Below are 26,658 nucleotides of genomic sequence, written 5' to 3'. Positions count from 1 at the left end.
GCTTTCGCTCCGGTGTGCATCCGGGTTTGTGTACCCGCTGTGGCGAGGGGATAAATCCCCTCGCCACATCAGGTCAGGCTGTGAAATCGCTGGCCTGCAGCTCCTTGACGCCCACCATTTGGAATTCGAACTCGGGGGTGGCGTTGGCGTTGACGCTGCCGTAGAGGATGCCATCGGCAAAGCGTATTTGGCCGGTGGCGTTGGTGGGGTCGAAGGCGTTGCTGCCGATGAACATGAAGGCGTCGAGGGTGGCGGTCAGCGGGTTGGCGTCCAGGCTGGTGAAATCCAGATGATCACCCTCGGCGGTTTTGAAACCGCTGATCACATCGCGTGAAGCCCCGACGCCCATGTCCGACAGCGCACCAAACGCGTAGGTGTCCGCGCCAGTGCCACCGGTGAGGTTGTCCGTGCCTGCACCGCCAATCAGTCGATCATCACCCGAACCACCCACCAGCGTGTCATTACCGGCACCACCGTTCAGGATATTTGCGGCGCTGTTGCCCGACAGGCTGTCGGCGTAGGCGCTCCCCGTCACGTTTTCGAAGAGTTTCAAGGTGTCGAGCCCCGACCCCGCGGTGTTTTGTTGTGCGGACGTCGAGAGGTTTACGCTAACCCCCGCCAAGGCACGCTCGAAGGACACCGTGTCATTGCCATCGCGTCCGTCCAGCACGTTGTTGCCGGCACCGGCGAACAACGTGTTGTCCTGCGCGTTGCCCGTGCCATTGGCAGCGCCAGCGCTATCGATATACAAATTCTCGACGTTGTTGCCGAGGGTGTAGGCCGCCAGGCTGCTGTGCACGCTGTCGATCCCTCCGGGCACCGCATTGCTGTTGGTCTCGATCGCGGTGTCGTCGGCATCGTCGACATAGTAGGTGTCGTCACCCTCGCCACCGCTCATGCTGTCGGCCCCTGCGGCACCATCGAGCACGTTGTCGGCGGCATTACCGGTGATGAAGTTGCGCCGCTCATTGCCGGTGCCATCGATCTCCGACACGCCGGTGAGCACCAGATTCTCGAGATTGGCGCCCAGTGTCCAGCTGACCGAGGCCTTCACGGTATCGATCTGCGAGGTCGAGGTGTTGGTTTCCACCACACTGTCGAATGCGTTATCGACCACGTAGATGTCGTTGCCATCGCCACCGGTCATGGTGTCGGCGCCCAGGTCACCATCCAGTGTGTCGTTGCCCGAGCTGCCCACCAGGGTATCCGCTTGATCAGTACCGGAAATCATCCCGCCTTGGTTCTGAGCGTTGTCGAAAATAGCCTGCACGCTGTTGTTGTCGTTCGGGTTGCCCTGGAAGCCAAGGTCACTGGCAATGTAATCGGCCAAACGCTGGCCGACGATTTCCGCCGATTCCTCATGCAAGTGCCAGACGTCGTCGGGATACACCAGCGGATCGACCTCGTAGCGCAAGGGCAGGTCCGTGTAGTCCACCGCCAGCTTGACGTCGGCGCGCTCGGCGGCGATGGCCTCTTGGGTGGCGCGGACGTAACCGACACCCTCGACGATCGAGGCAATCTTATCTTCCGAGAAGCCACGGGCACGCGCCGCGTCCTGCTCGTAGTGACCGGTTTCCATCATGTACACGCTGAAGTTGCCGAACTGGGCATGCAGGTAATCAAACACGTTCAGGGTCGCGGCCTTGTAGGCCGCTGCTGCCGCGGGTTTGTCCGTGGCGCGGGCGATCTCCTGGGCGGCTTCCTCGCCCTGGCTCCAGATGATGCCCATGGTGACGTTATCGATGGATTTGAGTTCGGTGAGCTGGTCCTGCAGCAACGCCACGGCACGCAACAGCGCAGGCCCGGGTTGGTTGGTGTCGGTCAGCCACCAGCACAACTTGAGTTGCTCTGCGTCCAGGGTCGACAGGCCATTGACCGTGCTGCCACCCACCGCGATGTCGATGCCATTGCCATCGGCGTCGGTGAACTGGCTGCGTACGTCATAGGGGGTGTAGCGGTCCAGGTCTTTGACCAGCATCGAGGTGCCGGACTGATCGTCGTCCTCCGTCATGCGTAACAGGCGCGCATTGGATTGGCCGAGTGTGGGTAGGTAGAGGATGTCTTGCTGGGCGCGCTCGCCGAACACGAAATCACTGGCGGTCAGGGTGTTGAGGTAGTTGCCGTTTAGGGCGATTTCGAAGCGATTGCCATCGGCGTCGGCCTCGGCGGATTTGATGTAGGTCTTGTCGCCGGCCGCGTTGAGGGTCATGTACAACGTGCCATTGCTGCCATCGCCGAGGCCGAGAAAGCCAAGGCCCGAAACATTGATCTTGTCGACGCCCACGGTGAAGTCATACATCGTGTCGGTGGCCGTGACACCGCCGGTGTCGTAGTCGCGGTAGCTGTCGAGTACGTTGGTGTAGCGGAAGGTGTCGGCACCGTCGCCGCCGTACAGCGAATCGCGTCCGGCGCCGCCGTCGACGATGTCCGCGCCGGTGCCGGCCTTGATGGTGTCGTTGCCACCGAGGCCGAGGATCAGGTCTGCGCCTGCCGTGCCGTTAAGGCTTTCGGCGTTGTTGGTGCCGGTGATGGTGTTGGCGGGCGCATCGGCCACCGCCAGGGCGAAGCTGTCGCTGACCGACGCACCTGAAGGATCAATGGCCTTGACCAGTACGTTGTAATTGCCGGACGCCGTGCTGATCGGCGTGCCGGTGAACGTCAGGCTGGTGGCGTTGAAACTCAGCCATGCGGGCAGGGCGCTGCCGTCGGCTAGGGTCGCGGTGTAGGTCAGCACATCCTGGTTGGCGTCGGTGAAGCTGTCGTGGGTCACGGTGTATTTGAACGGCGTGCTTTCAGTTGCGTTCTGGTCGAGGAGGGGGATGGCCACCACCGGCGCTACATTGCTGGGGGTGTTCTGGTCGGCGAAGACAAAATGACTCGCCGTCAGGCTGTTTACCAGGTTACCCGCCAGCGACACTTCGAAGCGGTTGCCATTGGCGTCGACGGTGAGATCCTTGAGGTAGGTGCGGTTGCTCGAAGCGCTGTAGGTCACTTGCAGCGTGCCATTCAGGCCATTACCCAGGCCCGTGTAGCCGATTGCCGAGACATCGATCTTGTCGACAGCCACATCGAAATCGAGGATCTGGTCACCGGTACTGGTGGACCCGTTGCGGTAGCTGTCGAGTGTTGAGGTGTAGCGGAATACGTCGGCACCCGCGCCGCCGGTGAGTTTGTCCGCGCCGGTGCCGCCGACCAGAATGTCGTTGCCGGCGCCGCCATTAAGGGTGTCGTTACCGGCGCCACCGAACAGTTGTTCGTTGGCAGCGGTGCCCGTCAGCGTGTCATTGTTCGGCGTGCCATTGATCACAGTGGGTGCTGCGGGTACGTCCTGTACGGCCAGGGTAAAGCTGTCGCTGACGGTTGCATTGCTGCTATCAGACACGGTGACCTGTATGGAGTAAGTGCCCGATGCCGTGTCGCTGGGCGTGCCGCTGAAGGTACGGGTGGCGGCGTCGAAGGTTAGCCAACCGGGCAGGGCGCTTCCATCGGCCATTTTGGCGGTGTAACTGAGGCTGTCGTTATCCGGATCGGTAAAACCGGTGGCCGGCACCACGTAGCTGAACGGGGTGTTTTCAGTGGCGTTCTGATCAAGCAACGCCGTCGCCACCACCGGCGCATGGTTGACCGTTGGCGAAGTGGCAAAGACGAAATTGGCGCTGGTCAGTTTGTCGAGGTAATTGCCGTCCAGCGCTACCTCGAAGCGGTTGCCATTGGCGTCGGCGGTCAGGGTTTTGATGTAAGTCTTGGTGCCGGCAGTGTTGAGCACCAGATACACGGTGTTGTTTTTGCCGTCCCCAAGGCCGGTGAAACCCACGGCCGAGAGGTCGATCTTGTCGGCGGTGATATCGAAGTCGGTGATCAGGTCGGCAAGGTTGGCGCCGCCGGTGTTGTAGTTGCGATAACTGTCCAGGCGGTTGGAGAACACAAAAGTGTCCGCTCCGGTGCCACCGGTGAGGGTGTCCATGCCGGCGCCGCCGTCAATTTTGTCGTCGCCCGTGCCGCCACTGAGGCTGTCGTTGCCCGCCAGACCGAGTAGGGTGTCGGCCGAATCGCTACCCAACAGCGAGTCGCTGCCGCTGGTACCGGTGACCACCCGATTGAAAATGAAGTTGCTGGCTGTCAGGGTGCTGACCAGGTTGCCCGAGAGAATCAACTCGAAGCGATTGCCGCTGGCGTCGGCATCGTAGTCTTTGATGTAGGTGCGGTCGTTGCTGGCGCTGTAGCTGACCTGCAAGGTGCCGCCACGGCCATTGCCCAGGCCGGTGAAGCCGAGGCCGGCGAGGTCGATCTTGTCCTGGGTGACGTCGAAGTCGGTAAGGGTGTCATCGAAGCTTGCGGTTGCGTTGCGGTAACTGTCGGATTGGGCGATGAAACGGAACGTATCGGCACCCGTGCCGCCGGTGAGTTTGTCGATGCCTGCACCACCCACCAGAATGTCGCCACCGGCCCCGCCATTGATGGTGTCGTTGCCGGCTGCGCCGTAGAAAATCTCGCTGGCGGCGCTGCCTAACAGGGTGTCGTTGCCAGCCGTGCCCTGCACGGTGGTCATCGGCACCGTGGCGCTGACGTAGCTGCCGTCGCCATAGACCAGCGTGGCGCCTTTGCTGGTGTGACTGATGGTGTTGCCGATGATGGCGTTACGATCGGTGCCGTCTTCATTACGCTCTGCAACACCGTAGGTCGACAGGTCGCTGCCGCTGATGATATTGCCCTGGATGAGGTTATCACTGCCGTTGAAGTACCTGCCGGACACGCCCAGGGTGTCGTCGTAGGACTGGATAATGATCTCGGGTACAGCGCCGCCCAGTGAGTTGTTGTTGAGCGTGTTGTCGATGACTTCGACGTGGTTGCTGCCGTAGACGCGTATCCCGGCGCTGGCGTTGTCGTGGATATCGACGCCGCTGACGGTCACGTCGCTGGACAGTTTGATCAACACGCCTTCGGCGCCGTTGCCGTACACCTCGCCACCGGTGATGGTGATGTTACTGGGGGAGGGGATGTCCTCGCTGCCGCGCTGCACCACGATGCCATTGCCGCCATTGTTGTAGGCAACGTTGTTGGTGAGGGTGAAGTCGTGGGTGCTGGTGACGACGTTGAAACCGTGGCGGTCATTGTCGTAGGCGACGTTGTTTTCGAAGGTGCTGTCGCTGAGGAAGTCAGCAACAAAGCCGTCCAGGCCATTGCCGTGGGACACGCTGTTCTTGATGACCATGTTGACGGTCTGCTCGTGGGGGTCGAAACCGTACCCGGAGCAATCCTTGATCTCGACGCTGTCGAGGGTGACGTTGGAGTCGTAGCCTTCTTCGCCGGGAATGTAGCCGTTGAACCAACCGTCGACCTTACCCGTGGTGTTGTCACGGTTGCCGTCGATGGTGAGGTTGCTGACGCCGAAGTCGTGGGTTTCCTCGCCATAGGCGGAGCGGATGACACCCGTGATTTTGGTGTCGGAGCCGTCAGCCACCTTGACGGTGGTCTCGCCCATGCCGTCGCCGTACAGGTAGACGTTGCTCTTGAGCATCAGGCAGCCGTCGGAGGGTTCCTCACCTCCCGAAACGATATAAGTCCCGGTCGGCATATACACCTGCCCTCCGCCTGCGGCGGCCGCTGCATCAATCGCACTTTGTATCGCCGCCGTGTCGTCTGTGATGCCATCTCCTTTGGCGCCAAAATTCTGTACATTGAAAATCATGAGCTTATCTCCGTGTCAGACTAGAACCTCGCTAGACGCCAATATTCCATCGACGACCACCGTGTTATGACCCCCCGGAGCGCAAAAGTTGTGACCGCATATCGGTGAAGTGTCAAAGAACCAGACTTACTGATCAATGGTTGTAGGATGTATCAAAAAATAACGTTTTGTTGACGCTTGCGCAGATAGCAAGCGAGGCCTGTGGGTGGAACGAAGGCTTTAGGCCTCTGATCGCGCTGCTTCAGGGCGATCAGCCCGCATTACAGACGCACATCCGCTGTCCTGATCAGCCAAAGTCTCAGCCGTGTATGTCCGTAAACTTGGCCCGTTAGGCTGTCGGTCCTCCTCGATCGCGGTTCACTTATAGCGACTCCGCGGCATCCAGTTTGGCGAGCAGGATCTGGCCACGTTGCCAGAGTGCTTGCTGCTTGGGTTCGGGCATGCGGTCGAGGTTTTTGTAAATCATGCCCATGCGTTGATTCCTGCGCAGGAGATCGCTGTGGCGCATTAGGAAATGCCAATAGAGCGCATTGAAAGGGCAGGCGTTGTCGGTGGTGCTTTCAGTCACCTTGTACGCACAGCCACGGCAGTAATCCGACATACGCTTGATGTATTGGCCGCTGGCGCAGTAGGGCTTGGAACCCAGGTAACCACCATCGGCGTGCATGACCATACCCAGCGTATTGGGCAGCTCGACCCAGTCGAAAGCATCCATGTAAATCGCCAGGTACCACTCACAAATCTGGCTCGGGGCGATGCCGGCGAGCAAGGCAAAGTTTCCGGTGACCATCAGCCGTTGGATGTGATGAGCGTATGCATGTTCCAGGCTTTGACCGATTGCCTGGCGCATACAGTTCATTTGCGTTTTGCCGGTCCAGTAAAACTCCGGCAGAGGCCTGCTGTTCCCGAACGCATTGCCGTCGGCGTAGTCGGGCATTTTGAGCCAGTAGACACCACGGACGTATTCCCGCCAGCCGATCAGTTGACGGATAAAGCCCTCAGCGGCGTTCAGCGCGATACTGCCCGACCAATAGGCAGATTCCACATCGCTGCACAGCTGACGGACATCGAGCAGACCGATATTGAGCGCCGCGCTGATGCGGGCATGAAACAGGAAGGGTTCGTCGCTGGCCATTGCATCCTGGTAATCGCCGAACCCCGCCAGGCCAAAATTCAGAAAATATTCCCACAGCTCCAGGGCATCGGCGTGGGTCACCGGATAGTCGAACGTATCCAGGGAGCCGTAGTGGCTGGCGAAACGTTCCCGCACTAGCGCAATCACTTCCTGAGTAATCGAGTCCGCAGAAAAACGCGCCGGGTAGGGGGCTTTCACGCCTTTTGGCAACGCCTTGCGGTTGTCCGCATCAAAGTTCCAGGCGCCTCCGACCGGACTGCCGTCGCCGTTGAGCAACAGTCCACTCCTGCGGCGCATTTCACGGTAGAAAAACTCCATGCGCAGCTGTTTTTTGCCCTCGGCCCAGGCGGAAAATTCGGCGCGGCTGCACAGGAATCGAGTATCGGCATGCCACTGCAACGCTAAGCCACAATCGTTGATCGACTGCTCTAGACGCCAGTCACCGCACTCGGTCAGGTGCAGCTCATCCGGTCGCAGCAACGCGTCCCAGCGCTGCAACTCGCCCGGCACCGAACCGGTATTGTGCGGATCATCAAGAGTTACGTACTGCACGCGGACGCCGCGCTGCTGCAACGCCTGGGCGAAATGACGCATGGCACTGAAGATCAGCGCGATCTTTTGCGGATGATGGGGCACATGGCTGGCTTCCTCCATCACCTCGACCAGCAACACCGTATCGCGCTCAGCATCCAGGTCCTGCAATGAGGCGAGGTCAAACGATAACTGGTCGCCCAAGACGAGGCATAGCCGGTAAATCTTATTCATTCGACAGTATCCGAAATAATGCAACTCACCAGGGTGCAGTCACTGAGAAAGGAATGCGCAACGACTCGATGGGCCCTTCACGTGAGCCGCACATCTCGTCGTGGACGCACTGCTGCACAAGCACGCAGGGAAAGGGCGGGACGAGCTTCAATAATTCGCGCAGGTGATTGATGGAGCGCAGGTGCATAGGCATCGCTGTATCGTCCAGAAGGGTGAACTGGTCGCGGTCTAGCCTGACTCGCGCTAGATAAAACCCGCCCTCCAGTGACAGCAGCTCCAGCTCACGGATTTCGCCCTTTGAGGCTTGTTCGATCAACGCTTGCAGATTCAATGTGCACTCCTTGCCTACCAGGGTAGGCGTTCTCCGTTGTAAGCAAAGAAATTGCCGCTGTCGGCAGGCGCTAAGCGGTCAATCAGTGACAACAATTCTCGGGCAGCAAGGCTTGCGGGCCTCGCAGCAGAGGCACCCCGAAAGGGCTGTGACAGGTCTGAAATAACAGTGCCCGGATGAAGGCTCAGCAGGCGGGTCTGAGGACGGGTGCGCGCCAGTTCGATTGCCGCCGTTTTAATCAGCATGTTCAACGCTGCCTTGGAGGCGCGATAGGCATACCATCCGCCCAGCCGGTTATCGCCGATACTGCCGACCTTGGCGGAGAGCATCGCCATTGCGCCTCGTGGATCAAGCAAGGGCAGGAAGTGACGCAACACAAGAGCAGGCCCGAGCGTGTTGACCTGGAATACAGTCTGAAACGCATCCGCTTCAATCGAGGAATAACTTTTTTCAGGCTTGATTTCGTTGCGATGGAGCATGCCAGCGGCATGCACAATCAACTGATAGGGTGCTTCGGCCGCTAATTCGAGGGCGGCTCTGGCAATACTATCGGGCTCTTCTAGATCCAGACCTGGAACACTTTTGCGCGCCAGTTCACGAACGCCCGCACAGCGTGGGTCTGCATTTAGCCATTCACAAAAAGCCGCGCCGAGTCCTCCGCTGGCGCCGATCACCAAGGCACGGTAGCTCTATCGCCAAGCGAATTCATCGTGAAGGAACTGTTCATTTGCCTCTCCCACAGAAAAAGCACGATTGCCGTCTGGGCGTTAATGGCGACACCCGATCAGTTTCAGGAACTCCTGACGCGTCGTGGATGACTCGTTAAAGGCGCCCAACATCACGGATGAGGTCATCACCGAATTTTGCTTCTCTACGCCCCGCATCATCATGCACATGTGCTTTGCTTCAATGACCACCGCCACGCCGGCGGCATCAGTGATGTGCTGGATGGCGTCGGCAATCTGCTTCGTCAGGTTTTCCTGAATCTGTAAGCGTCGGGCGAACATATCGACCACTCGCGCAACCTTCGACAGGCCCAAGACTCGTCCGGTGAAGGTAGGGCACATGAGCCTTACCAATGAAGGGCAACATGTGGTGCTTGCACAGTGAATACAGTTCGATGTCGTGCACGATGACCATTTCATCGTTTTGCGAGTCGAACAGGGCGCCGTTGATCATTTTTTCGAGATCCATCGTGTAGCCATTGCATAGGTACCACATCGCTTTAGCTGCGCGCTTGGGCGTGTCCAGCAGTCCTTCGCGCTCAGGGTTCTCGCCTACGCCGACGAGAATTTCACGGTAATGCTCAGCTAGCCATGGGTTCACTTTGATGTTCTCAGCCATGCAACAGGGGCGTGCTTGTCACTCAAGGTTTGACGCAGGTCACGAGCGTGAGTGGCCAAAGCTCTTTCTTGTACGTGTCGGCAATTTCTGTATAAGTTTTGTATAAGATAGGCTGAAAAAAACAGACTGACAATGTCGGCTACTCCTGCCACTCACTCCGGAAGATCGACGCTCTTTGCAGCTCGCCAAAAACCTGCTTGTGAAAGCGCCAATGGCGCTCCATCTCTGCGGTTCTGGCGAGCCTGTTTTTAAGGGGAGTCCGGTTTTGAGGTATTAGCTGTACAAAATAATAATTTGGTATAACTTTTAAAGGCGTCTATTGAGTCTTAACGAGGTCTTTGCATGGCTATGCAGACGGACCGCTTAATCCGCCACCTGATCTGTCTTGTTCTGATGCTCTCAAGTGCAGAACTATTTGCTGATTGGCGCGAGGCGTTACCCGATGCTCGTCGGTTGGGTAGCGGGGAGATGCGCGTGTTCGGTTTCTCTATCTACAACGCGCAATTCTGGAGCCCTCGCCTGATTGCAGGTGAACCGCTGGATGCGGATGTGCCTTTTGCGCTAGAGCTGACCTACAGTCGCGCTATTAGTCGCGATGATCTGGTTGAGGCCAGCATCAAGGAAATCCGTCGCCTTTCACCCAACGCCCTGAATTCAGAGCTGATGGCCCGCTGGAAGTGGGAGATGCAGCAGGCGTTTGTCGACGTGCGCGCCGGTGACCGCATCACCGGAGTCTATATGCCTGGAGAGGGCGCACGTTTTTACGTCGGCGAGAACCTACAGCATGTGGTGAGGGATGATGCGTTCGCCAAAGCCTTTTTTTCCATCTGGCTTGACCCCCGAACACGCAACCCGGAGCTGCGCGCCCAATTGTTGGGTGCAGCTAAACCCTGAGACCGTTGAGGAAATGCACATGTTGAAGATATGGATATTGCTGCTATGCATTGGCCTTGCAAGTTGCAGTCGGGTGGATGTGCACACCTACAGTCAGGAGACGCCCACGCTTGAGTTGCGCGAATTCTTCGAGGGCCGGGTCGAAGCCTGGGGTATGTTTCAAAAGCGTTCAGGCGAGGTGACCAAGCGTTTCCACGTTGAGATCAACGGCCACTCCGAAGGTAGTAGGCTGATCCTTGACGAATCATTTACTTACAGCGACGGCACTAAGCAAAAACGGGTGTGGACGCTAACTCCAGTTGGTTCTAGCCAATGGCGCGGAACCGCTGGCGACGTGGTGGGCGAGGCGCTTGGTGAGGTGGCAGGCAATGCACTGCGCTGGAGATATGTGCTGAGCCTACCGGTGGATGGCACGGAGTATCAGGTACAGTTAGACGACTGGATGTACCTTATGGACAAGAACACCATGATCAATCGCTCGTTCATGACCAAGTTCGGGGTGGAGGTAGGCCAGATCACCTTGTTCTTCCGCAAGCAGCCTTGAGTCAACGTACATGGTGTCCGGCCATTCAATACCAAACACGCAGGCGAACCAACCGAAGCACAGGTAGAATTCCCAGAGGCGATAGAACGTCTGGTCGTAGCCTAGTGCTTCTAGGTTGTGCCGGCTGCGCCGCAGGTTATCGTGCCACATGCGAAGAGTACGTGCGTAGTGAAGGCCGAAGTTCCTCCCATCCTTCACCCTGCATACATTGCAAGGAGCGATCGAATGGTGAGGGCAGGGGCGAGAGCTGCAGCGATTGGCGATACCGCACCAAATAGCGCTCGATGTACTCGTCTCTCACACTGATTTTGGCCGCTTTGTTACCTTTGCCGACGACGTGGAACCACCAGTTGCCCGTTGTATCTCCGCCGCAGATTTCCCATTGTTGGCCGCCAGTTGTCACGGCCGACCAGATCAGACACACGAGGTACATAGCAAAGAGCTTCGCCACAATAAACAGCGTGCGCTCATGGGCTGGATCATCGTCAGCCATTTTGTTTCTCGACTGTCCCCCGGTGTCAGGATAGTTGTCGCCTCTCCGAATTTTCCTGAAAAAGCATATCGGGGGCGGAAAGAGACTGGTCGTGCCGTACTATTCACCTGAACGCAAAGCCGCATTACTCAAGATGCTGCTTCCCCCGCTGAACCTGACAATGGCCGAGGTTTCCCGGCGTGAAGGGGTTAGCGAAATGTCTTTGTCCAACTGGCGCAAGAAGGTCAGTTCTGAAGGAAGCGCCGTGCCTGAAGACAAGCCACTCCCCGAGAACTGGTCTGCTGAAGCCCGGTTCGCTGTCGTCCTTGAAACCGCCGGTCTGTCGCAGCTCGAACTGGGTGAGTACTGCCGACGAAAAGGTCTGTACCCCGAACACGTCAGCGCCTGGCGCCAAGCCTGTATCACGGGGCAGCAGAGTGTTCAGAACCAACAAAAGGTCGACCGCGAACAATCTCGCAAGGACAAGAAACGTATTCAGCAACTAGAGCGCGAACTGCTGCGTAAAGACAAGGCGCTGGCCGAGACCGCCGCGTTGTTGGTGCTGCGAAAAAAGCTCAACGATTACTGGGGGATCGACAACGAGGACACCTGACCTCTTTGCCGGAACGGCAGTTGTTGGTGGCTTGGTTGATCGAAGCCATCGTGGCCGGTGCTCGAAAAATCAGAGCGTGCCAGGAGGTGGGGCTGTCGCTCAGAACCTTGCAGCGATGGACTCAGAGTGAGGATGTTCAAGCCGATGCCCGCACAACCACCGTGCGGCCCACGCCGCGTAATGCGTTGAGCGAGATCGAACGACAAGCGATCGTGACCCTGTGTAACAGCCCTGCGTATGCCCATTTGCCGCCGAGTCAGATCGTGCCGAGGCTGGCTGACGAGGGGCGTTATCTGGCGTCGGAAGCGACGTTTTATCGCATCCTGCGTGCAGCCGGTCAGCAACATCATCGGGGCCGTAGCCAGCGACCCAGACGGCATGCGGCACCGACGACGCATGTCGCCAAAGCGCCCAATCAGGTGTGGTCGTGGGACATCACGTATTTGCCGTCGCCGATACGCGGCAAGTACTACTACCTGTATTTGATCGAAGATATTTACAGCCGCAAGGCCGTGGGCTGGGAAGTTTACGAAGAAGAAAGCGGCGAAAAAGCCGCTGCGCTGCTGCAACGCAGCGTGATCGGCGAGCAGTGTTTACGCGAGCCGCTGGTGCTGCACTCGGACAATGGTGCGCCGATGAAATCGCTGACGCTGTTGAGCAAGATGTACGACCTGGGCATCACGCCGTCCCGTGGCCGACCGCGAGTGAGCAACGACAATCCGTACTCGGAGTCGCTGTTTAGAACGCTGAAATATTGCCCGCAATGGCCGCAGGAGGGTTTTGCCAGCTTGGACGCCGCACGCGCTTGGGTGAGGGATTTTATGCGTTGGTACAACAACGAGCACCGGCATAGCCGGATCCGCTTCGTGACACCGACGGAGCGGCATCGAGGGCTGGACCACCAGATCCTGGCGCGGCGACATGAACTGTACCAGCGAGCGCGCAAGAAAAGCCCGGAACGTTGGTCAGGCCAGACGCGGAACTGGGAGCCGATAGGAGCGGTGATGCTGAATCCGGATCGGGAGCAGCAGGACGAGAAAAGAGCGGCATAGTTGAACGGTTGACGCGACAACTACCTTGAAAAATGCCGCCTACTCCTGCGAGCCAGCAGAGGCTTGGTCGCGGGTTTTCCACAGCGACAGCAGCACACCGCCCAGCAGCAGCCCCAGGGTCACGCTCAGGGAAATGATCGCCGGAATCTTGCCGATGATGCCGACCAAGAAAATCTTGCCACCGATAAACACCAGCACCAGTGCCAGCGCGTACTTGAGGTAGGCGAAGCGGTGAATCATCGCCGCCAGGGCGAAATACAACGCACGCAGGCCAAGGATGGCGAAGATGTTCGAGGTGTAGACGATGAAGGGGTCTTGGGTGATGGCGAAGATCGCCGGCACGCTGTCCACGGCGAACACCAGGTCGGCACACTCGATCAGCACCAAGGCCAAGAACAACGGCGTCGCCCAGACCACGGACTTGCCGCTGGCGTCCGTCTGGCGGACAAAGAAGCGCCCTTCATGCAGTCGCTCGGTCACCCGCATGTGTTTGCGCAGGAACTTCACCAGCAGGTTTTCTCTAAGGTTCGGGTGGGCATCGACCTTGCTGAACAGCATCTTCACCCCGGTCAACAGCAGGAAGATGCCGAAAACATACAGAATCCAGCTGAACTCGGCGATTAGCGCCGCCCCCAGGCCAATCATGATCGCGCGCAGCACGATTACACCGAGAATACCCCAGAACAGCACCTCGTGCTGATACTTACGCGGGATTGAGAGGAAGCTGAAGATCATCGCCATCAGGAACACGTTGTCCATCGACAACGATTTCTCGATCAGAAAGCCGGTGTAGAAGTCCATCCCGGCGTCACCGCCCTTGACCTGCCAGACCCAGAGGCCGAACAGCAAGCCAGCCGTGATATAGCCAGCAGACAGCAGCAGACTTTCACTAACGCCGATTTCTCGCTGCTCACGGTGTAGCACCCCGAGGTCGAAGACCAACAGGCCCATCACGATGCTTATAAAGACTAGCCACAACCAAATGGCGGTGCCGAGAAACTCGGCCAGGAAGAACGGTTCTAGGGCAGTCATGAGCCCCTCCTCTAAGTGTCGAAGTTATAAAAACTGCAACTCCGACATGGCAGCGGTTAGCTGTCAGAGGGGCCCGGCATTGCGAGCTCAAATCTAGAGAGACGCGTGGGGTTTCTCAATCACGCAAGGGTTGCAAGGTATTTCAAGTTGGTAGCCCGCAGCGGAAGTCGGAATACCGATATGCCGATATGCAGAAATGATATCTGCATCCAGAGAATCTCTAGCAGAACCTGACACGCTTCCTGGGTTTTTGTTGCCGAACTTAGCGATGAAATGAGCCTGAATGTCCTATATACGCAAGATGAACGCTTTGGGCCGATTTTTGCCTGTGGCACCGTCAGCTTTGGGTAGTTATCTGCCGGTCATGGTGCCAAAGCGTGTTGGTCAAATCCGATGCAATCGTTGGTCAGAACGAATGCAAATGACGGGTCAGGCCGAATGTAAACGGGTGGTCAAGTGGAGTGCAATTTCGCACCCAACTGCTGACAAAGCACAACGAACTGGCGACAGACGCCTCGGATAGCCTTGCTGTTGTCTTTCGGAAGTTGGCGATGGTCTTGAAATCCGCCATCAAACGCCCGGTCAACCACATCAGCTCGAGGTTGCGTTGAGCTTCTCGCTCCAAACGTCGGCTCGACTGGATGCGGTTGAGATAACCATAGATGTAGATCTTCAACAAGACCGCGGGGTGGTAAGCAGGCCGGCCAGTATCGGCTGGGATGGCACCTTCAAAACTCAGATTGACCAGGTCGAGTTCATCGACAAAGACGTCGACTACGCGCACCGGGTTGGTATCGCTGACGTAGTCGTCGAGGCTCTCGGGAAGTAGGTGCCTTGGCCTCGATGTTCACCTTGGATAAAGCGCTTCATGGGCGATCCCTGCGATGAAATCTGCGGGTTCCACGACACTTGGACACTCAGCCCGCGATCATTTGGGCACTCGTTCCACGTTCACTTGGACACCTGATCCACATCCACTTGGACAGGCAGTCGGAGCGCAGCGACGCAGGTTTGCATTGTTAGTCTGAATTCTGTGTTGCCGTCAATTTCGTCGCGCGCCTGCGCATCGATTCGCCCTTCAGTTCGATGCGGTAAGCGTTGTGCACCAACCGGTCGAGGATCGCATCTCCCAGGGGAAACCGATGGGCCAGCCATTGAGCCGCGTAATCAGGAATTCGGGATGCCATGGTTGAGCCAGTATGCAGTATTGAGTTTGGTAATAATAATTATTATCATATGTGTTTGAGTAAGCCATCCGGCTGACCGGAGTTCGCCGTGCCCGCCTCTGATTTTGACTTGTCCGAAAACCTCAATAAGCTCTATCGCCTGCATCATGGCTGGCTTGAGGGCTGGTTGCGGCGCAAGCTGAATGACGCTTTTGCCGCAGCGGATCTGGCACAAGACACCTTCGTCAGCGTCATTCATTCAGGCAAGGTGAACGACATCCGCGAACCGCGGCCCTTCCTGGTGACCATCGCGCGGCGTCTGATTGCTCATCGAAACCGCCGCCAACGCTTGGAAGACGCCTACTTAGAGGTGCTCGCCAGCTTGCCGGAAGCGGTTTACCCATCCCCCGAAGAACAGCTGCAGGCTCTGGAAACTTTGCGCCATCTCGACTACGCCCTCGATGGGCTGCCCGCACAGGTGAAAGAAGCCTTCCTGCTCGCCCATCTGGAAGAACTCAGCTATGCCGAAATCGCCGAGCGCCTGGGCGTCTCCAGCAGTTCGGTGAAGCAATACCTGATGCGCGCGAACAGGCAGTACCTGTTCACGCTTGCCGGCGGATAGCTGCTATGCAACAGAATGATGGCCGCCCTATAAGCGAGGCCGTTGCCGACCAGGCGGTGGATTGGCTGACCCTGCTGATGTCGGGTGAAAGTACCGAGCATGATCAGCTTGCCTGGCGCGCATGGAGAGCGGCGAACCCTGAACATGAACGCGCCTGGTGCCACATTGAGGCCATGACCGGGCAACTCAAAACCTTGGCTCCCAAGAGCGCCTACCAGATCCTGTCGCCCTACGCTCGCCAGGAGAACCTCAACAGCCGTCGTACTCTGCTGCGCTCGTTGTTCTGGGGCAGCCTGCTGGCCGGTTCCGGCCTGTTGGCCAGCCGGAGCGGCATCTGGCATGAGCAACTTGCCGATCACCGCACCAACACCGGCGAGCAGCGCACGCTGACGCTCAGTGATGGCACCCGGCTGACCCTCAATACCGCCACGGCCATTGATCTACATTTTGACAGCAACACGCGCCGGCTGCGCCTGAGGGCCGGCGAAATTTTGGTCATCACCGCTGCAGCCCAAGGAGTACAGCCCGCCGACCCACGCCCGTTCGAGGTCGAAACGGCGCAAGGTCGCATCCGCGCGCTGGGCACCCGCTTTACCGTGCGCCTAGGCAATGGCCACACGGCTGTTGCGGTGCAGGAAAGTGCCGTGCAGATCCAGCCAATTAGAAGTGATCGCGTCCAAGTATTACTGACAGGCCAGCAGGCGGGTTTCAGCCCGACCCACATTGACTCGCTCAGAGCGTTAAGCGAGGTTGAGCTGGCTTGGACTCAGGGCCAGATCATTGCCGACGAACTGACGCTGGGAGCGTTCATCGCCGAACTCGATCGCTATAGGCCCGGGGTGCTGCGCTGCGACCCGAAGGTGGCGGGGCTGCGGTTATCCGGAGTATTCCCGTTGCACGACACTGACCGAATTCTCGCCACATTGCCCAGTGTCCTGCCCGTGCGGATACGTTCTCGCAGCCGCTACTGGGTACTGATCGAGAAGGCCGGTTGATACCGCTTACCAAAGCCCTGCAGTACAGGAGCGCGAAAATAATTTACCGACGCACTGCCCGTTTACGATTCTCAGGGCACCTACACAGCAAGAACCTCATTATTTTGTGTCAGGAGCCTTCATGTGCCGCCCAATCAGCCCAGTATCCACATGCCCGGATCTGCCAGCCTCGCGCAAATCCCCTGGCGTACCGAGTGGCCACTTGCTGCTGGCACTAGCCAGCAGCATGGCGCTCTACCAAATGCCTGGCGCAGCACTGGCAGAGGAGCTCACATTGGTGCAGAGCCAAGCGCGCCAGCAGCATTTCGATATTCCTGCAGGTCCTCTGGCCCCGGCACTGCGCAACTTGTCAAGCCACGCCGACCTGCTGCTGAGCTTCACCGCTAAACAGACCGAGGGCAAGGTTACCCAAGGCGTCCGGGGCCAATACACCGCGCCACAAGCGCTCTCGTTACTACTGGGTGGAACAGGGTTGCAAGGAGTTCAGTTGCAGGCCGGTGGCTATGTACTCAGGCTAAGTCTTGTCGAAGATTCAGATTCAGCATCGCACATGGAGCTGCCGTCGATGACCATCTCGGGCAAAGCCAGCGACTACCAGGCGAGCGTGCCGGTCAGCAGCGCAACCCGCTCCGATGCGGACTCGCTCGATGTGCCGCAGACGGTGGATACGGTGCCTGCTGCCGTGCTGCGTGATCGTGCCGCGCGCTCGGTCAAGGAAGCACTGGCCTATACCCCCGGCGTCACCAGTAGCACCGGCGAGGGTATTCGTGAGCAGTTCGTCATTCGCGGCTTTTCGGCCATTTCCGATACCTATGTGGACGGCATGCGCGATGGCGGGAGTACATTTCGCGACACCTTCAACCTCGAACAGATCGAAGTGGTCAAAGGGCCGAGTGGAGTGTTGTACGGCCGAGGGTCCGCCGGTGGCCTGATCAACCTGGTCAGCAAGCGCCCTCACCAGCAGGCGCAGGCCGACATCGCCGCCAGCCTGGGCTCTAACGATGCCCGTCGCGTGACCCTCGACGTCAACCAGCCGCTGCACGATGCCGTGCAGCTGCGCATGAATGCCATGGCCGACGAAGGCAACTCGAACCGTGATGATGTCTGGTACAAGAAGAATGGCTTGGCTCTGGCCTCGACCCTGAAGTTCAACGAGGACGTTTCCCTGGACCTGCGTGCGCAGCACCTCGCCGATAAGCGTGTGTTCGATGCCGGCATTCCCGGCATCAACGGCAAACCGGCCGATGTTTCACGCTCCACCTACTACGGCTCCATGGATCCTGGGAACAACGACAGCGGCACCAGCGAGGACATCTCATTCCAGGCTGATCTTAAGGTTGCGCTAAGCGACACCCTGCAACTGCGCAATACGTTGAGCTATCGCACCCTGGATCTTGAACGGAATCAGACCACCATCAATCGGCTGCTGCTCAACACACCCACGCCAACCCTGCGTCTTTCCCGCAGCAACTTCGACAGCGAACAGACCGATCTGGCCAACAAACTGGAGCTGACCAAGCATTTGCACTGGCTCGGCATTGAACATGAGCTGATGGTGGGTGCCGAATATGCCATCGAACAGCGCGACATGCTGTCGCGCGGCGGTGACCTGCCGGCTGCCTACAATCTCGCCGTGTACAACCCGGTACTCAAGACCGTGCCCTACAGCGCCTCTTCGGTGCGCCGCGATGGCATCTATGACACCCATACCGCCGGTTACTACATCCAGAACCTGATGCGCTTCAACGAGCACTGGGTGATGCTGCTCGGCGTGCGTGAAGACAAGCTTGACCGCGACTTCGCCAACCGCATCGGCAGTGATTACGGGCGAAAGGATGACTACCGCAGCCCGCGCGCCGGTATTGTGTATCAACCAAACGGCTGGTCGTCTTACTACGTCTCTGCTTCTCGCTCCTATCAGCCTGGTAGCGCCACCGGGGTGATCGATCCCGGTAATGCCATCCAGCCAGCGGAGATTACCACTAGCTATGAAGTGGGCAGCAAGTTCAGCCTCAACGACGGCGCACTTGAGTTGGGCGTCAGCCTGTTCCAGATCATCAAGGAAAATGTGCCCACGCGGGACCCCAGTGACCCCAGCGGTCCATCCCTCTACGTAGGTGAAATCACCGCCGAAGGCGTCGAGCTTTCCGCCTTGGGCGGTCTCGGCTACGGTGTGAGCCTGCAAGGCGGCATTACCTACCTGGATGCGCAGGTGACCAAATCCAACAACACCATGGCACCGGCGATTACCCCGACTCAGCCGGCAACGCCGCTGGAAGGCAAGCGTGCGGCCCATGCGCCACGACTCAGCGCCTCGCTGTGGGGGGTCAAGGAGCTAGACAACGGCTGGCGCGCCGGGATAGGCGTAAGGCACCAGGCCGACTCCTACGCCTCGACCACCAACGCGATCACCTTGCCGGCCTACACCGTGCTAGATGCAGGCCTGTTCTATGAATACCGGCCGTGGGCGTTCGCCTTGAACGCACGCAACCTCAGCAACAAAACCTATTACGAGTCGGCCACCAACGACCTCGGCATCCTGCCAGGCGAACCCCGTTCGCTGCAGTTCACCACCAGCTACCTTTATTGAGTGAGGCGGACATGCAACTGCGCGACATAGCACTACCGACCGCGACGGCCACGCACGTCATCGGCATCTGTACACTGGCTTACTTTGCAAGTGCACAACTGGTCGGCCTGAGCGGCCGCCTGGCCTGGTGGGCAGGCATGAGCCGAGGGGATGCCGTGATGCTGGCGATCATACTTGGATTCGTTTATCTGTTGCTGTTGCTGCTCTGGGCCTTTTCCCGCGAGCGCCGACTGCATGCCTGGCTCTTGCTCGGCGGGCTGAGCGTGCTGGCCACAGCTGCACTACTGATTGTGCAGGGGCAGCCATGAAAACGGGATTCAGAAGCCGCATGACCGAGATGCATACTTGGGCCGGAGTGTTGCTCGGTACCTTACTGTTTGCCGTGTTCTGGACCGGCACCGTGTCGGTATTCGACAAGGAAGTCGACCGCTGGATGATGCCCAGTACTCGCCTGCACTGGGATGACAGCATGCAGCGCCCGTCGCTGGACCGCGATATTCGCCCCATGCTCGAACAGCGGGCGGCGGCATCAAAGGTCTGGACCATCGTCCTGCCTCTTGAGCGCACCCCCTTTCTGACCCTCAGCTACGGCACCGAGGAGGCGCGCAAAAGCAGCCGCGACCTGTTCAACCCGATTACCATGGAACCGCTGTCCAAGCCCATGACGCTGGGAGCCAGTGGTTTTATCTACCCCTTCCATCACAACCTGACTATTCGCTACAAGGATATCGGGGCTTGGTTGGTCGGCATCGCCGGTATGGCGATGCTCTGCCTACTGATTTCCGGCATCGTCATCCACCACAAGCTGTTCAGCCAATTCTTCACCCTACGCCTGCAACGAGCCTTCGGTCGCAGCACCCTGGATGTGCACAACGTAGCCGGCGTAGCACTGCTACCGTTTCACCTGCTGATCACCCTATCCGGGCTGATCATCGCCTTCTCGATCTACTATCCCGCCGCACCGGAGCAGACCTACAGCGAGCAGGGCAAGCCAGGAATGAGCGCGGAACGCGCCTTCCAGGGTGAAGTCCTCGGGCGTGAACGCCTGCGGGCCAGCGGGCAACCAGGCGAACTGGCCGCGCTGCAGCCCATGGTGGCGCATGCCGAGCAGCATTGGGGGCCGGGCTCGGTCTACCTGATGCGGATCAATAACCCCAAGGATGCCAACGGCAATGTGCTCCTGCGCCGCACCAGCCACACAACTGTGACCAAGGACATCGACAACTTTCGCTTTGCCAGCGGTAGCGGTGGGGCCATCGGCCGTTTTCAGGCCTCGGCAACGGTAACCGCCTGGAACTTCATCGCCGGCATGCATTACATCCAGTTCCGTCATGACGCCCTACGCTGGCTGTATTTCCTTGGCGGGCTCGGCGGTTGCGTGGTGATCGCCACCGGGCTGTTCTTCTGGACCCAGGCACGGCGAAAGAAACAGCAACGCCAAGGCTCGTTGGGCGTAGCGGTAATGGATGTGCTGAGCATTGCCGGTGTGTGCGGCGTGATCCTCGCGACGCTTGCGTTCTTTTTGGCCAACCGCTGGCTGCCCCTGCAGGAGCAGGTATTCGGGCTGCCCCGCGAGCGCGGCGAAGTGCTGAGTTTCTATGCCATCTGGCTCACCGCAGCAGCCCATGCGCTGCTGCGCGTCTTGCATGACCTGCGCTTCGGCTACCTGCGAGCCTGGGTGGAGCAGTGTGCTGCGATTGCGCTGCTGGCCGTGCTGGCGATGATGTCGAACTGGCTGACCACCGGTGCCCATCTGGGCAACACGCTACTCAACGGCAACGGGGCAGTCGCTGGTATGGACCTGTGTCTGCTGGCGGCAGCGCTGCTCGCCTTGCAGGCCGCGCGCAAACTGCAGCGCCGATTCCCGCAGAAACAGATCAAGGAGGCCGTAAGTGTCTGACTCAACACTCTACATCCTTCTCGCACTAGTGCTGGCGGTGCTGGGTTTTGTCTGGATCGCCTTGGCACTGAATAGCCACTGGCGTCAGGTACATGGCTCACATCATCTGTCTGCAGGCCGCAAGGCCAGTCTGCGAGCCTCTGGCAGCCTGGCGCTACTGCTGTCGCTGGCTTGCACTTTAGCGAGTGGTTCGCTGGCTATGTCCATCATGCTCTGGGTGATGCTGCTGGCGGTGGCAACGCTGATTGTGGCCCTGACCTTAAGCTGGCGACCCCGTTGGTTGGCGAGGTTCTGGCCTGCCCGTGCAACCAGGCAAAGCAGTGACCTTGCGGAGTAGCGCCGTGGCTCAGTGACTTTGCGCCTACGTCAGCGGCCGTGGCACTGCCTCGGCTTTGCAGGTGAACGCCACCGCCGATGACCCACACAGATCAGGCAGCTGCTGGAAACCAGCACAGTTCGTTCGATGTAACCGTCGAATGCAGTGGGCATGGGCATCATTTCGGCCCGCTCCAATTCCAGCACCTCGGCCACACTCAGCCCATCGTATTGCGGGTGCGGCAGCTCACTCCAGAGTGCGCAGCAGCGCTGTGCCAACCAGGTATTGAGTTCCTCAAGGGAGTGAAATTGATAACCTTGAGCGTCTAGCCAGATAAGCCGCCAACTGTCCTGCACATTCTTCTCAACGATACCCTTCTCCCAAACGACATTGCAGAAGTCCGGATCGAACAGGTAGTGCGCGCACATCACCGCGAAGCGCGTATTCACCGTCCGGCTTTTGCCTTTATTGATCTTGTCGACGGCCGTTTTCATGTTGTCGTAAATGCCTCGGCGCGGCACGCCGCCCAAAGCGCTGAACAAGCGCGTATGCGCGTATGCGCGTCGAACAACATCTCATGACCTTGGCTTGGATAAGCCACCAGCCAGAATGCACGGCTGGCGCCCAGCTTCAGGTGCGACACCTGCATGCGTCGGTAAATACCGCCGATCAGCAAACCCTCTTCGCTCCAGTCAAACTGAAACGCGTCACCAAGCGCAAATGTCAGCGGCACAAAGGCTTTGCAGCGCTTTGCCCTGAGCCCCTCGCCACGCACGGATATTCACCGTCGGTTTTTTGCTGTCGTTATTGTCGTTTCTGATCGCATGGCGTGTGGCGGCGATTAACGGCGCGCAGGTGCTGGACCCCCCCCAAGGCTCCAACAGCAACACCACCAGTAACTACCCCTACACCGCCAGCAGCACTCGCACCCGTTGCAGCAGTTCCAGTAGCGACAGCAGCAGCTGTGCAGAGTCCGCCAAAGGACGCACCCGCAGTAGCAGCAGCTCCGCCTAATACAAGTGTTCCGAGTGCAGTCGGTAGGGCGCTACCACCGATTATCTTGAGGCGGGTGTTTCCTTGTGCATCCGTTTCACGACCACCAAGAATGGAGAGTTCGCCGTAGTTGGACACTTTCTCGACAGGGATAAACCCGGCTGGTTTCTTGTAGTCGATCACACCGTTAGGAAGGTCACAGCTCTTTGCGAACACACAGCCAAAGGTGTTGGGCTTGGCGTCTTCCTTCGATGGGAGGTTTTTGTATTACGCCCAACGTTGGGCGTGGATATGTCACCGTCCTACCCAGGTCTGCCGCTTACCTGGAACTGCATTAACGCAAGCTCGAAGTGTCTAAGGTCGATCACCTGCAGTTCGCCCGCGAGCTTTCACTGTGCTGGCATCGCACCGGTGTCATGAGCAATGCCGTGCAGAAAGTCAAAGCCGCGATCGTCGAATTGATTGGCGAACTGGGGCTGCGTCCCGAATGGGTCCTGCAGGCTGATCAGGCCTGACCCGATGATTCAAAGGACCCCGGGCACCACCAGAGTCAACCAGGCGACACAGGGTCCCACTAGGGCAATCACCGCGCTGTAGATCAGCAGGCTGCGCAAGACTTTTTCCCGCTCCCGCTCCGGCGTATTGGCCACCACCAGCGCGCCGTTAGTGGAGAACGGGCTGGTGTCGACGATGGTGGTGGAAATGGCGATGGCCGCGACCACACCGACCGCACTGATCTGGCCCTGGCTCAAGAACGGCACGGCCAGGGGAATGATCACCCCAAGCAAGGCCGTGGACGAGGCAAAGGACGAGATTATGGCGGCGGTGAAGCACAGCAGCAAAGCCACCAGCAGCGGTTCACCCAGGCTGGAGATGCCATGGGCGACATAGTCGATGGTGCCGATGCGCTGCATCACTCCGATATAAGTGATGATTCCGGTGATCAGCAACACGGTCGACCAACTGACCTTGTCGATAGCCGCCTTCTGCGCGTTGGGCGCGAACATGGCCAGGACCACCGCGACCGTCATGGCCACCAGGCCGATATTGAACTTGAACACGAGTGCCGAGACCGCCAGAGCCAACAGCCCTGCCAGCGTCGACAGTTTGGCCCAGTCCAGGCGGTGGACGGTTTGCAGCGGCGCTCCGGCGCCTGTCAGGTCGGCGCGGTGATAAGCCGGGGAAGCCGGCGTACCGCCGTGGCCAAGAATGGCCAGCGATGCACCAGCGGCATGCAACCCGGGACCGGGCGCGACGGCCACCAGGGACAGCCGAGCGCTGCGCAAGCCCCCGAAAACCACGAACACCACCATGGCAATTCCCAGGTTGAACAGCAGGCTGGAGATGAACAAAGTGGTCGGCGCGTAAGGCAGTCCCGAGGACTCGACGATCTGATTGGTGATGCCCCCGAAAATACTCACGGGCGAGAAGCTGCCGCCCTGGGCGCCGTGGATCACCATGAGTCCCATGAGCACCGGGTTGATGCGGTATTGCACGGCAAAGTTCAGAGCAATAGGCGCCAGGATCGCCGCCACCGCAGGGCTCAGCGCACCGAAACCGGTGAGCAGCGCCGCCACCACGAACATCACCCAAGGTATCAACGCGACTCGGCCGCGCACCATCAACACCGCCCTTTCGATCAGCCAGTCGATGGTGCCGTTGTTCTGGGCGATGCCGAACAGGTAGGTCACCCCAACCAGAGTCAGGAACAGGTCACTGGGAAAACCGGCGAAGATAATCGTCGGTGTCATGTCCATTATCACCGAACCGACGATAAAGGCCGCCGCGAATGCCAGCGCCCCCATGTTGATCGGTAATACGCTGGCGATGCCGAAAACGACCACCAATACCAAAATCGACAGAATCTCATTATTCATTTCAATCTGACTCCCCGCAGTCGGACGGTCCCGCAGGTACCGTCCTTGTTGTTATTTTTTCGGGATGTGGAGCAAGCGACTCACGTCAGGCCGTGCGGGCCATAACGAGTGCGCCAGGGATCTGTCGTGCTACTTGCCACTAAATATGGCCGGCCGGCGCTCGGCAAAGGCTGCCAGCCCTTCGCCAAAGTCGACACTTTCGCAGGCTTGTCGGCGCAGCTCGGCAATCTGTTCCATCGCCTGCACCGGCATCGGTTGCAGGTCTTCGAGGATGCGCAGCTGTTCCTTGACTGCCGCAACGGCCAGCGGCGCTTTGCTGGCGATGCCCTGCGCCAGTTCATGTGCGGTCGCTTCCAGCACATCTTCGTCGACCAGTCTGTTGATCAACCCGAACCGTTCCGCGCGCTGGGCATCAAGCTTCTGTGCAGTGAAAAACATCTCCTTGAGCACATGAATCGGCAAATTGTTGAAGAAGCGCAGCAATCCGCTGGTGGTGTACGGCAATCCAATATTCACTGGAGTCATGGCAAAGCTTGCGCTGTGATCCGCGACGACCATGTCGCAGCTCATTACCAGATCCACCGCGCCACCCCATACCGAGCCCGACACCAGGGCAATCACCACGCCGGGATAAGCGCGGATGCGGCGCAATACTTGTTCGAGCGGCTTGCCGTAGGCAATCGGGTCGCGATCGTGTTGCAGTTCGCGGATATCATGGCCGGCACTCCACACGGATTGGCCGACTTCGCTGCCGAGGATCACCACCGGGACGCGTTCTGACGCCAGGGCAACCAGGCTTTCGTCGAGCGCCGTCAGCAGTTGTGCGCTGAGTGCATTGCGGTGGGTGGGGTTGCTGAAGACCAGCCGCGCGATGCGTTCATCGACCCGGTTGACGGTCACGGTAGCGCAAGAGGCTGGATTCATTGTGCGGTTCCTGTTGATTGCGCGCAGGTCATGTCGTCGGAGTCCTGGAACACTACTTTAGCGGCGAGCAGTGCATTGATTGATGAAGTGTCGAACCCGGCTTCGCGCAGTATTTCGACGCTATGTTCGCCAAGCAGTGGCGGTGGGCGGCTGGCAACGCCGTCAGAGGCGCCGAATACCGGGGTCACTACCTGGCGCAGCGCGCCGAGTGTCGGGTGCGTAAGTGTCTCGGTCAATTGGCTGTGCAGCACCTGCGGGTCGTCGAAGACCTCATCAAGTGTGTTGATCGGGCCGGCGGGTAGTCCTGCATCAACGAACAGCGTGGTCCACTCGCGTTTGCTGCGGGTTTTCAAACGGCTTTCCAGAATCTCTCGCAATTCGTCACGACGTTCGACCCGCGCTTCATTAGTGGCGAAGCGCGGATCGGCCGGCAGCTCGGGAAGATCGAGCAGTACGCACAAACGCACCCACATGGCCGAGGTGATCGGCGCCAGATTGAGCGGGCCATCCTTTGTCTGGAACACGCCGTAAGGCGCAATCACCGAATGGGCGTTGCCGCTGCGACGCGGCACATCGCCCAGGCTGAGGTAGCGTTGGCCGTGCACACTCAGCAATCCGACCAGGCTGGCCAGCAGCGACGTGCTGACATGCTGACCGCGCCCGGTGCGCTCGCGCTCCAGCAGCGCGGCCAGCACAGCTGTCACCAACCACATGCCCGAGGTCAAATCACCGATGGCGGTGCCGGTGCGCGTCGGGTCGCCATCGACGAAACCGGTCAGGCTCATCAGCCCCGAGTAGCCTTGGGCGATCTGGTCGAAACCCGGCCAACTGCTCATCGGCCCGTCGGCGCCAAAGGCGTTGATGCTGCCCATCACCAGTCGGGGATTGCGTGCGCTGAGCACCTCATAACCGAGGCCCATGCTTTCCAGCGTACCGGGTTTGAAGTTCTCGATGACGACGTCGGCGTCATCGATCAGCTGCTGGATGGTAGCCAGCCCTTTGGGATTGCGGAAGTCAATGCACATGCCGCGCTTGTTGCGGTTACACGATAAATAGTAGGTACTCACGCCCCGGTCGAAGGGGCCCCAGGTGCGGCTCATGTCGCCAGTTGGGCCGGGCTCGATCTTAATCACATCGGCACCGAGGTCTGCCAGCACCATGGTGCAGAACGGCCCCGACAGTGCGCGACTCAGGTCGACGATTTTCACGCCTTGCAAAGCTTGCATAGGGTTCTCCAGTGAAGGGTTGAGTGCGGGCTATTGCGGCAAGGTCTGATCACGGTTTTGACGGCAAACGGCAGGATCAGTATCCCGGACGAAGGTGGCGATCCCGAATCCACGCCATGCAGAACTCATCCCGCGTAGTCCGTCCAGAAGCCGTGAATCTACTAGCGTCAGTGGCGTT

The 26,658-nt window shown here is 59.0% G+C and carries 18 protein-coding genes and 7 pseudogenes; 11 read left to right on the top strand and 14 right to left on the bottom strand.

Features of this window, described 5'->3' with window-relative positions; translation table 11 throughout:
- Positions 1 to 73: 73 nt before the first annotated feature.
- The 5 genes and pseudogenes from ACYZTU_RS14800 to folE form a co-directional block, all read right to left on the bottom strand.
- Positions 74 to 5,689 (bottom strand): putative Ig domain-containing protein, encoded by a 5,616-nt coding sequence (locus ACYZTU_RS14800; RefSeq protein WP_461963798.1) that lies wholly within the window; start codon positions 5,687 to 5,689, stop codon positions 74 to 76.
- Positions 5,690 to 6,050: 361 nt separating this feature from the next.
- Positions 6,051 to 7,589 (bottom strand): cryptochrome/photolyase family protein, encoded by a 1,539-nt coding sequence (locus ACYZTU_RS14795; RefSeq protein WP_461963796.1) that lies wholly within the window; start codon positions 7,587 to 7,589, stop codon positions 6,051 to 6,053.
- Between the two features lie 25 nt (positions 7,590 to 7,614).
- Entirely contained in the window at positions 7,615 to 7,920 is a 306-nt protein-coding gene (locus ACYZTU_RS14790; protein WP_461963794.1) for a DUF6482 family protein, read from the bottom strand.
- A gap of 14 nt (positions 7,921 to 7,934) precedes the next feature.
- Positions 7,935 to 8,647: pseudogene (locus ACYZTU_RS14785) on the bottom strand (SDR family NAD(P)-dependent oxidoreductase).
- A 40-nt stretch (positions 8,648 to 8,687) separates the two neighbouring features.
- A pseudogene (gene folE / locus ACYZTU_RS14780) lies at positions 8,688 to 9,246 on the bottom strand (GTP cyclohydrolase I FolE).
- Positions 9,247 to 9,606: 360 nt separating this feature from the next.
- Between folE and ACYZTU_RS14775 the strand changes: the two are divergent.
- Entirely contained in the window at positions 9,607 to 10,158 is a 552-nt protein-coding gene (locus ACYZTU_RS14775) for a chalcone isomerase family protein (protein WP_461963792.1), read from the top strand.
- Between the two features lie 19 nt (positions 10,159 to 10,177).
- Entirely contained in the window at positions 10,178 to 10,702 is a 525-nt protein-coding gene (locus ACYZTU_RS14770) for a DUF3833 domain-containing protein (protein ID WP_461963790.1), read from the top strand.
- Positions 10,703 to 10,756: 54 nt separating this feature from the next.
- Here the strand turns inward: ACYZTU_RS14770 and ACYZTU_RS14765 are convergent.
- Positions 10,757 to 10,885, bottom strand: a pseudogene (locus ACYZTU_RS14765) (class I SAM-dependent methyltransferase); the annotation flags it as partial.
- A 37-nt stretch (positions 10,886 to 10,922) separates the two neighbouring features.
- Positions 10,923 to 11,195, bottom strand: a pseudogene (locus ACYZTU_RS14760) (site-specific integrase); the annotation flags it as partial.
- Between the two features lie 91 nt (positions 11,196 to 11,286).
- Between ACYZTU_RS14760 and ACYZTU_RS14755 the strand changes: the two are divergent.
- Positions 11,287 to 12,839, top strand: a protein-coding gene (locus ACYZTU_RS14755) for an IS3 family transposase (RefSeq protein ID WP_461963788.1) whose coding sequence is annotated in 2 segments (ribosomal slippage) — positions 11,287 to 11,749 and positions 11,749 to 12,839 — 1,554 coding nt in all. Because the reading frame shifts where the segments join, the coding sequence is not laid out codon by codon here.
- Positions 12,840 to 12,878: 39 nt separating this feature from the next.
- Here ACYZTU_RS14755 and ACYZTU_RS14750 read toward each other — a convergent pair.
- The 3 genes and pseudogenes from ACYZTU_RS14750 to ACYZTU_RS14740 all read right to left on the bottom strand — a co-directional run.
- Complete coding sequence (locus tag ACYZTU_RS14750; RefSeq protein WP_461963787.1) at positions 12,879 to 13,871, bottom strand: TerC family protein; 993 nt, start codon at positions 13,869 to 13,871, stop codon at positions 12,879 to 12,881.
- Between the two features lie 473 nt (positions 13,872 to 14,344).
- Positions 14,345 to 14,741 (bottom strand): annotated as a pseudogene (locus tag ACYZTU_RS14745) (transposase); the annotation flags it as partial.
- Positions 14,742 to 14,890: 149 nt separating this feature from the next.
- Positions 14,891 to 15,004, bottom strand: a pseudogene (locus ACYZTU_RS14740) (ATP-binding protein); the annotation flags it as partial.
- Positions 15,005 to 15,146: 142 nt separating this feature from the next.
- Here ACYZTU_RS14740 and ACYZTU_RS14735 point away from each other — a divergent pair.
- The 6 genes from ACYZTU_RS14735 to ACYZTU_RS14710 all read left to right on the top strand — a co-directional run bounded on the left by ACYZTU_RS14735 (position 15,147) and on the right by ACYZTU_RS14710 (position 21,481).
- Positions 15,147 to 15,659, top strand: coding sequence for a sigma-70 family RNA polymerase sigma factor (locus tag ACYZTU_RS14735; protein ID WP_461963785.1), 513 nt, complete (start codon positions 15,147 to 15,149; stop codon positions 15,657 to 15,659).
- Between the two features lie 5 nt (positions 15,660 to 15,664).
- Positions 15,665 to 16,654, top strand: a complete 990-nt coding sequence (locus ACYZTU_RS14730; RefSeq protein ID WP_461963783.1) for a FecR domain-containing protein — start codon at positions 15,665 to 15,667, stop codon at positions 16,652 to 16,654.
- A 121-nt stretch (positions 16,655 to 16,775) separates the two neighbouring features.
- Complete coding sequence (locus tag ACYZTU_RS14725) at positions 16,776 to 19,244, top strand: TonB-dependent receptor (protein ID WP_461963781.1); 2,469 nt, start codon at positions 16,776 to 16,778, stop codon at positions 19,242 to 19,244.
- 11 nt (positions 19,245 to 19,255) lie between these two features.
- Complete coding sequence (locus ACYZTU_RS14720; RefSeq protein WP_461963778.1) at positions 19,256 to 19,552, top strand: hypothetical protein; 297 nt, start codon at positions 19,256 to 19,258, stop codon at positions 19,550 to 19,552.
- Between the two features lie 20 nt (positions 19,553 to 19,572).
- Positions 19,573 to 21,144, top strand: coding sequence for a PepSY-associated TM helix domain-containing protein (locus ACYZTU_RS14715; protein ID WP_461963775.1), 1,572 nt, complete (start codon positions 19,573 to 19,575; stop codon positions 21,142 to 21,144).
- Entirely contained in the window at positions 21,137 to 21,481 is a 345-nt protein-coding gene (locus ACYZTU_RS14710) for a DUF3325 domain-containing protein (protein ID WP_461963773.1), read from the top strand. The genes ACYZTU_RS14715 and ACYZTU_RS14710 overlap by 8 nt, the downstream gene beginning before the upstream one ends.
- Positions 21,482 to 21,534: 53 nt before the next feature.
- Here ACYZTU_RS14710 and istA read toward each other — a convergent pair.
- Positions 21,535 to 22,248 (bottom strand): annotated as a pseudogene (gene istA / locus ACYZTU_RS14705) (IS21 family transposase); the annotation flags it as partial.
- Positions 22,249 to 22,267: 19 nt separating this feature from the next.
- Here istA and ACYZTU_RS14700 point away from each other — a divergent pair.
- Both ACYZTU_RS14700 and ACYZTU_RS14695 read left to right on the top strand, forming a co-directional pair.
- On the top strand, positions 22,268 to 22,474 hold the full coding sequence (locus ACYZTU_RS14700; RefSeq protein WP_461971202.1) for a hypothetical protein: 207 nt from the start codon (positions 22,268 to 22,270) through the stop codon (positions 22,472 to 22,474).
- 329 nt (positions 22,475 to 22,803) lie between these two features.
- Positions 22,804 to 22,968, top strand: a complete 165-nt coding sequence (locus ACYZTU_RS14695; protein ID WP_461963771.1) for a hypothetical protein — start codon at positions 22,804 to 22,806, stop codon at positions 22,966 to 22,968.
- A 9-nt stretch (positions 22,969 to 22,977) separates the two neighbouring features.
- Here the strand turns inward: ACYZTU_RS14695 and ACYZTU_RS14690 are convergent, their stop codons facing one another.
- From ACYZTU_RS14690 to ACYZTU_RS14680, 3 genes are all read right to left on the bottom strand, one after another.
- On the bottom strand, positions 22,978 to 24,330 hold the full coding sequence (locus tag ACYZTU_RS14690; RefSeq protein WP_461963769.1) for an SLC13 family permease: 1,353 nt from the start codon (positions 24,328 to 24,330) through the stop codon (positions 22,978 to 22,980).
- A 129-nt stretch (positions 24,331 to 24,459) separates the two neighbouring features.
- Complete coding sequence (gene scpB, locus ACYZTU_RS14685) at positions 24,460 to 25,254, bottom strand: methylmalonyl-CoA decarboxylase (RefSeq protein WP_461963768.1); 795 nt, start codon at positions 25,252 to 25,254, stop codon at positions 24,460 to 24,462.
- Positions 25,251 to 26,480, bottom strand: a complete 1,230-nt coding sequence (locus ACYZTU_RS14680; protein WP_461963766.1) for a CaiB/BaiF CoA transferase family protein — start codon at positions 26,478 to 26,480, stop codon at positions 25,251 to 25,253. Before ACYZTU_RS14680 ends, scpB begins: the two co-directional genes overlap by 4 nt.
- Positions 26,481 to 26,658: the final 178 nt, after the last annotated feature.

The organism is Pseudomonas sp. HLT2-19-2, from assembly GCF_054898005.1.
The sequence above is the reverse complement of the archived record's forward strand: the minus strand, read 5'-3'. Positions and strand labels throughout refer to the sequence as shown.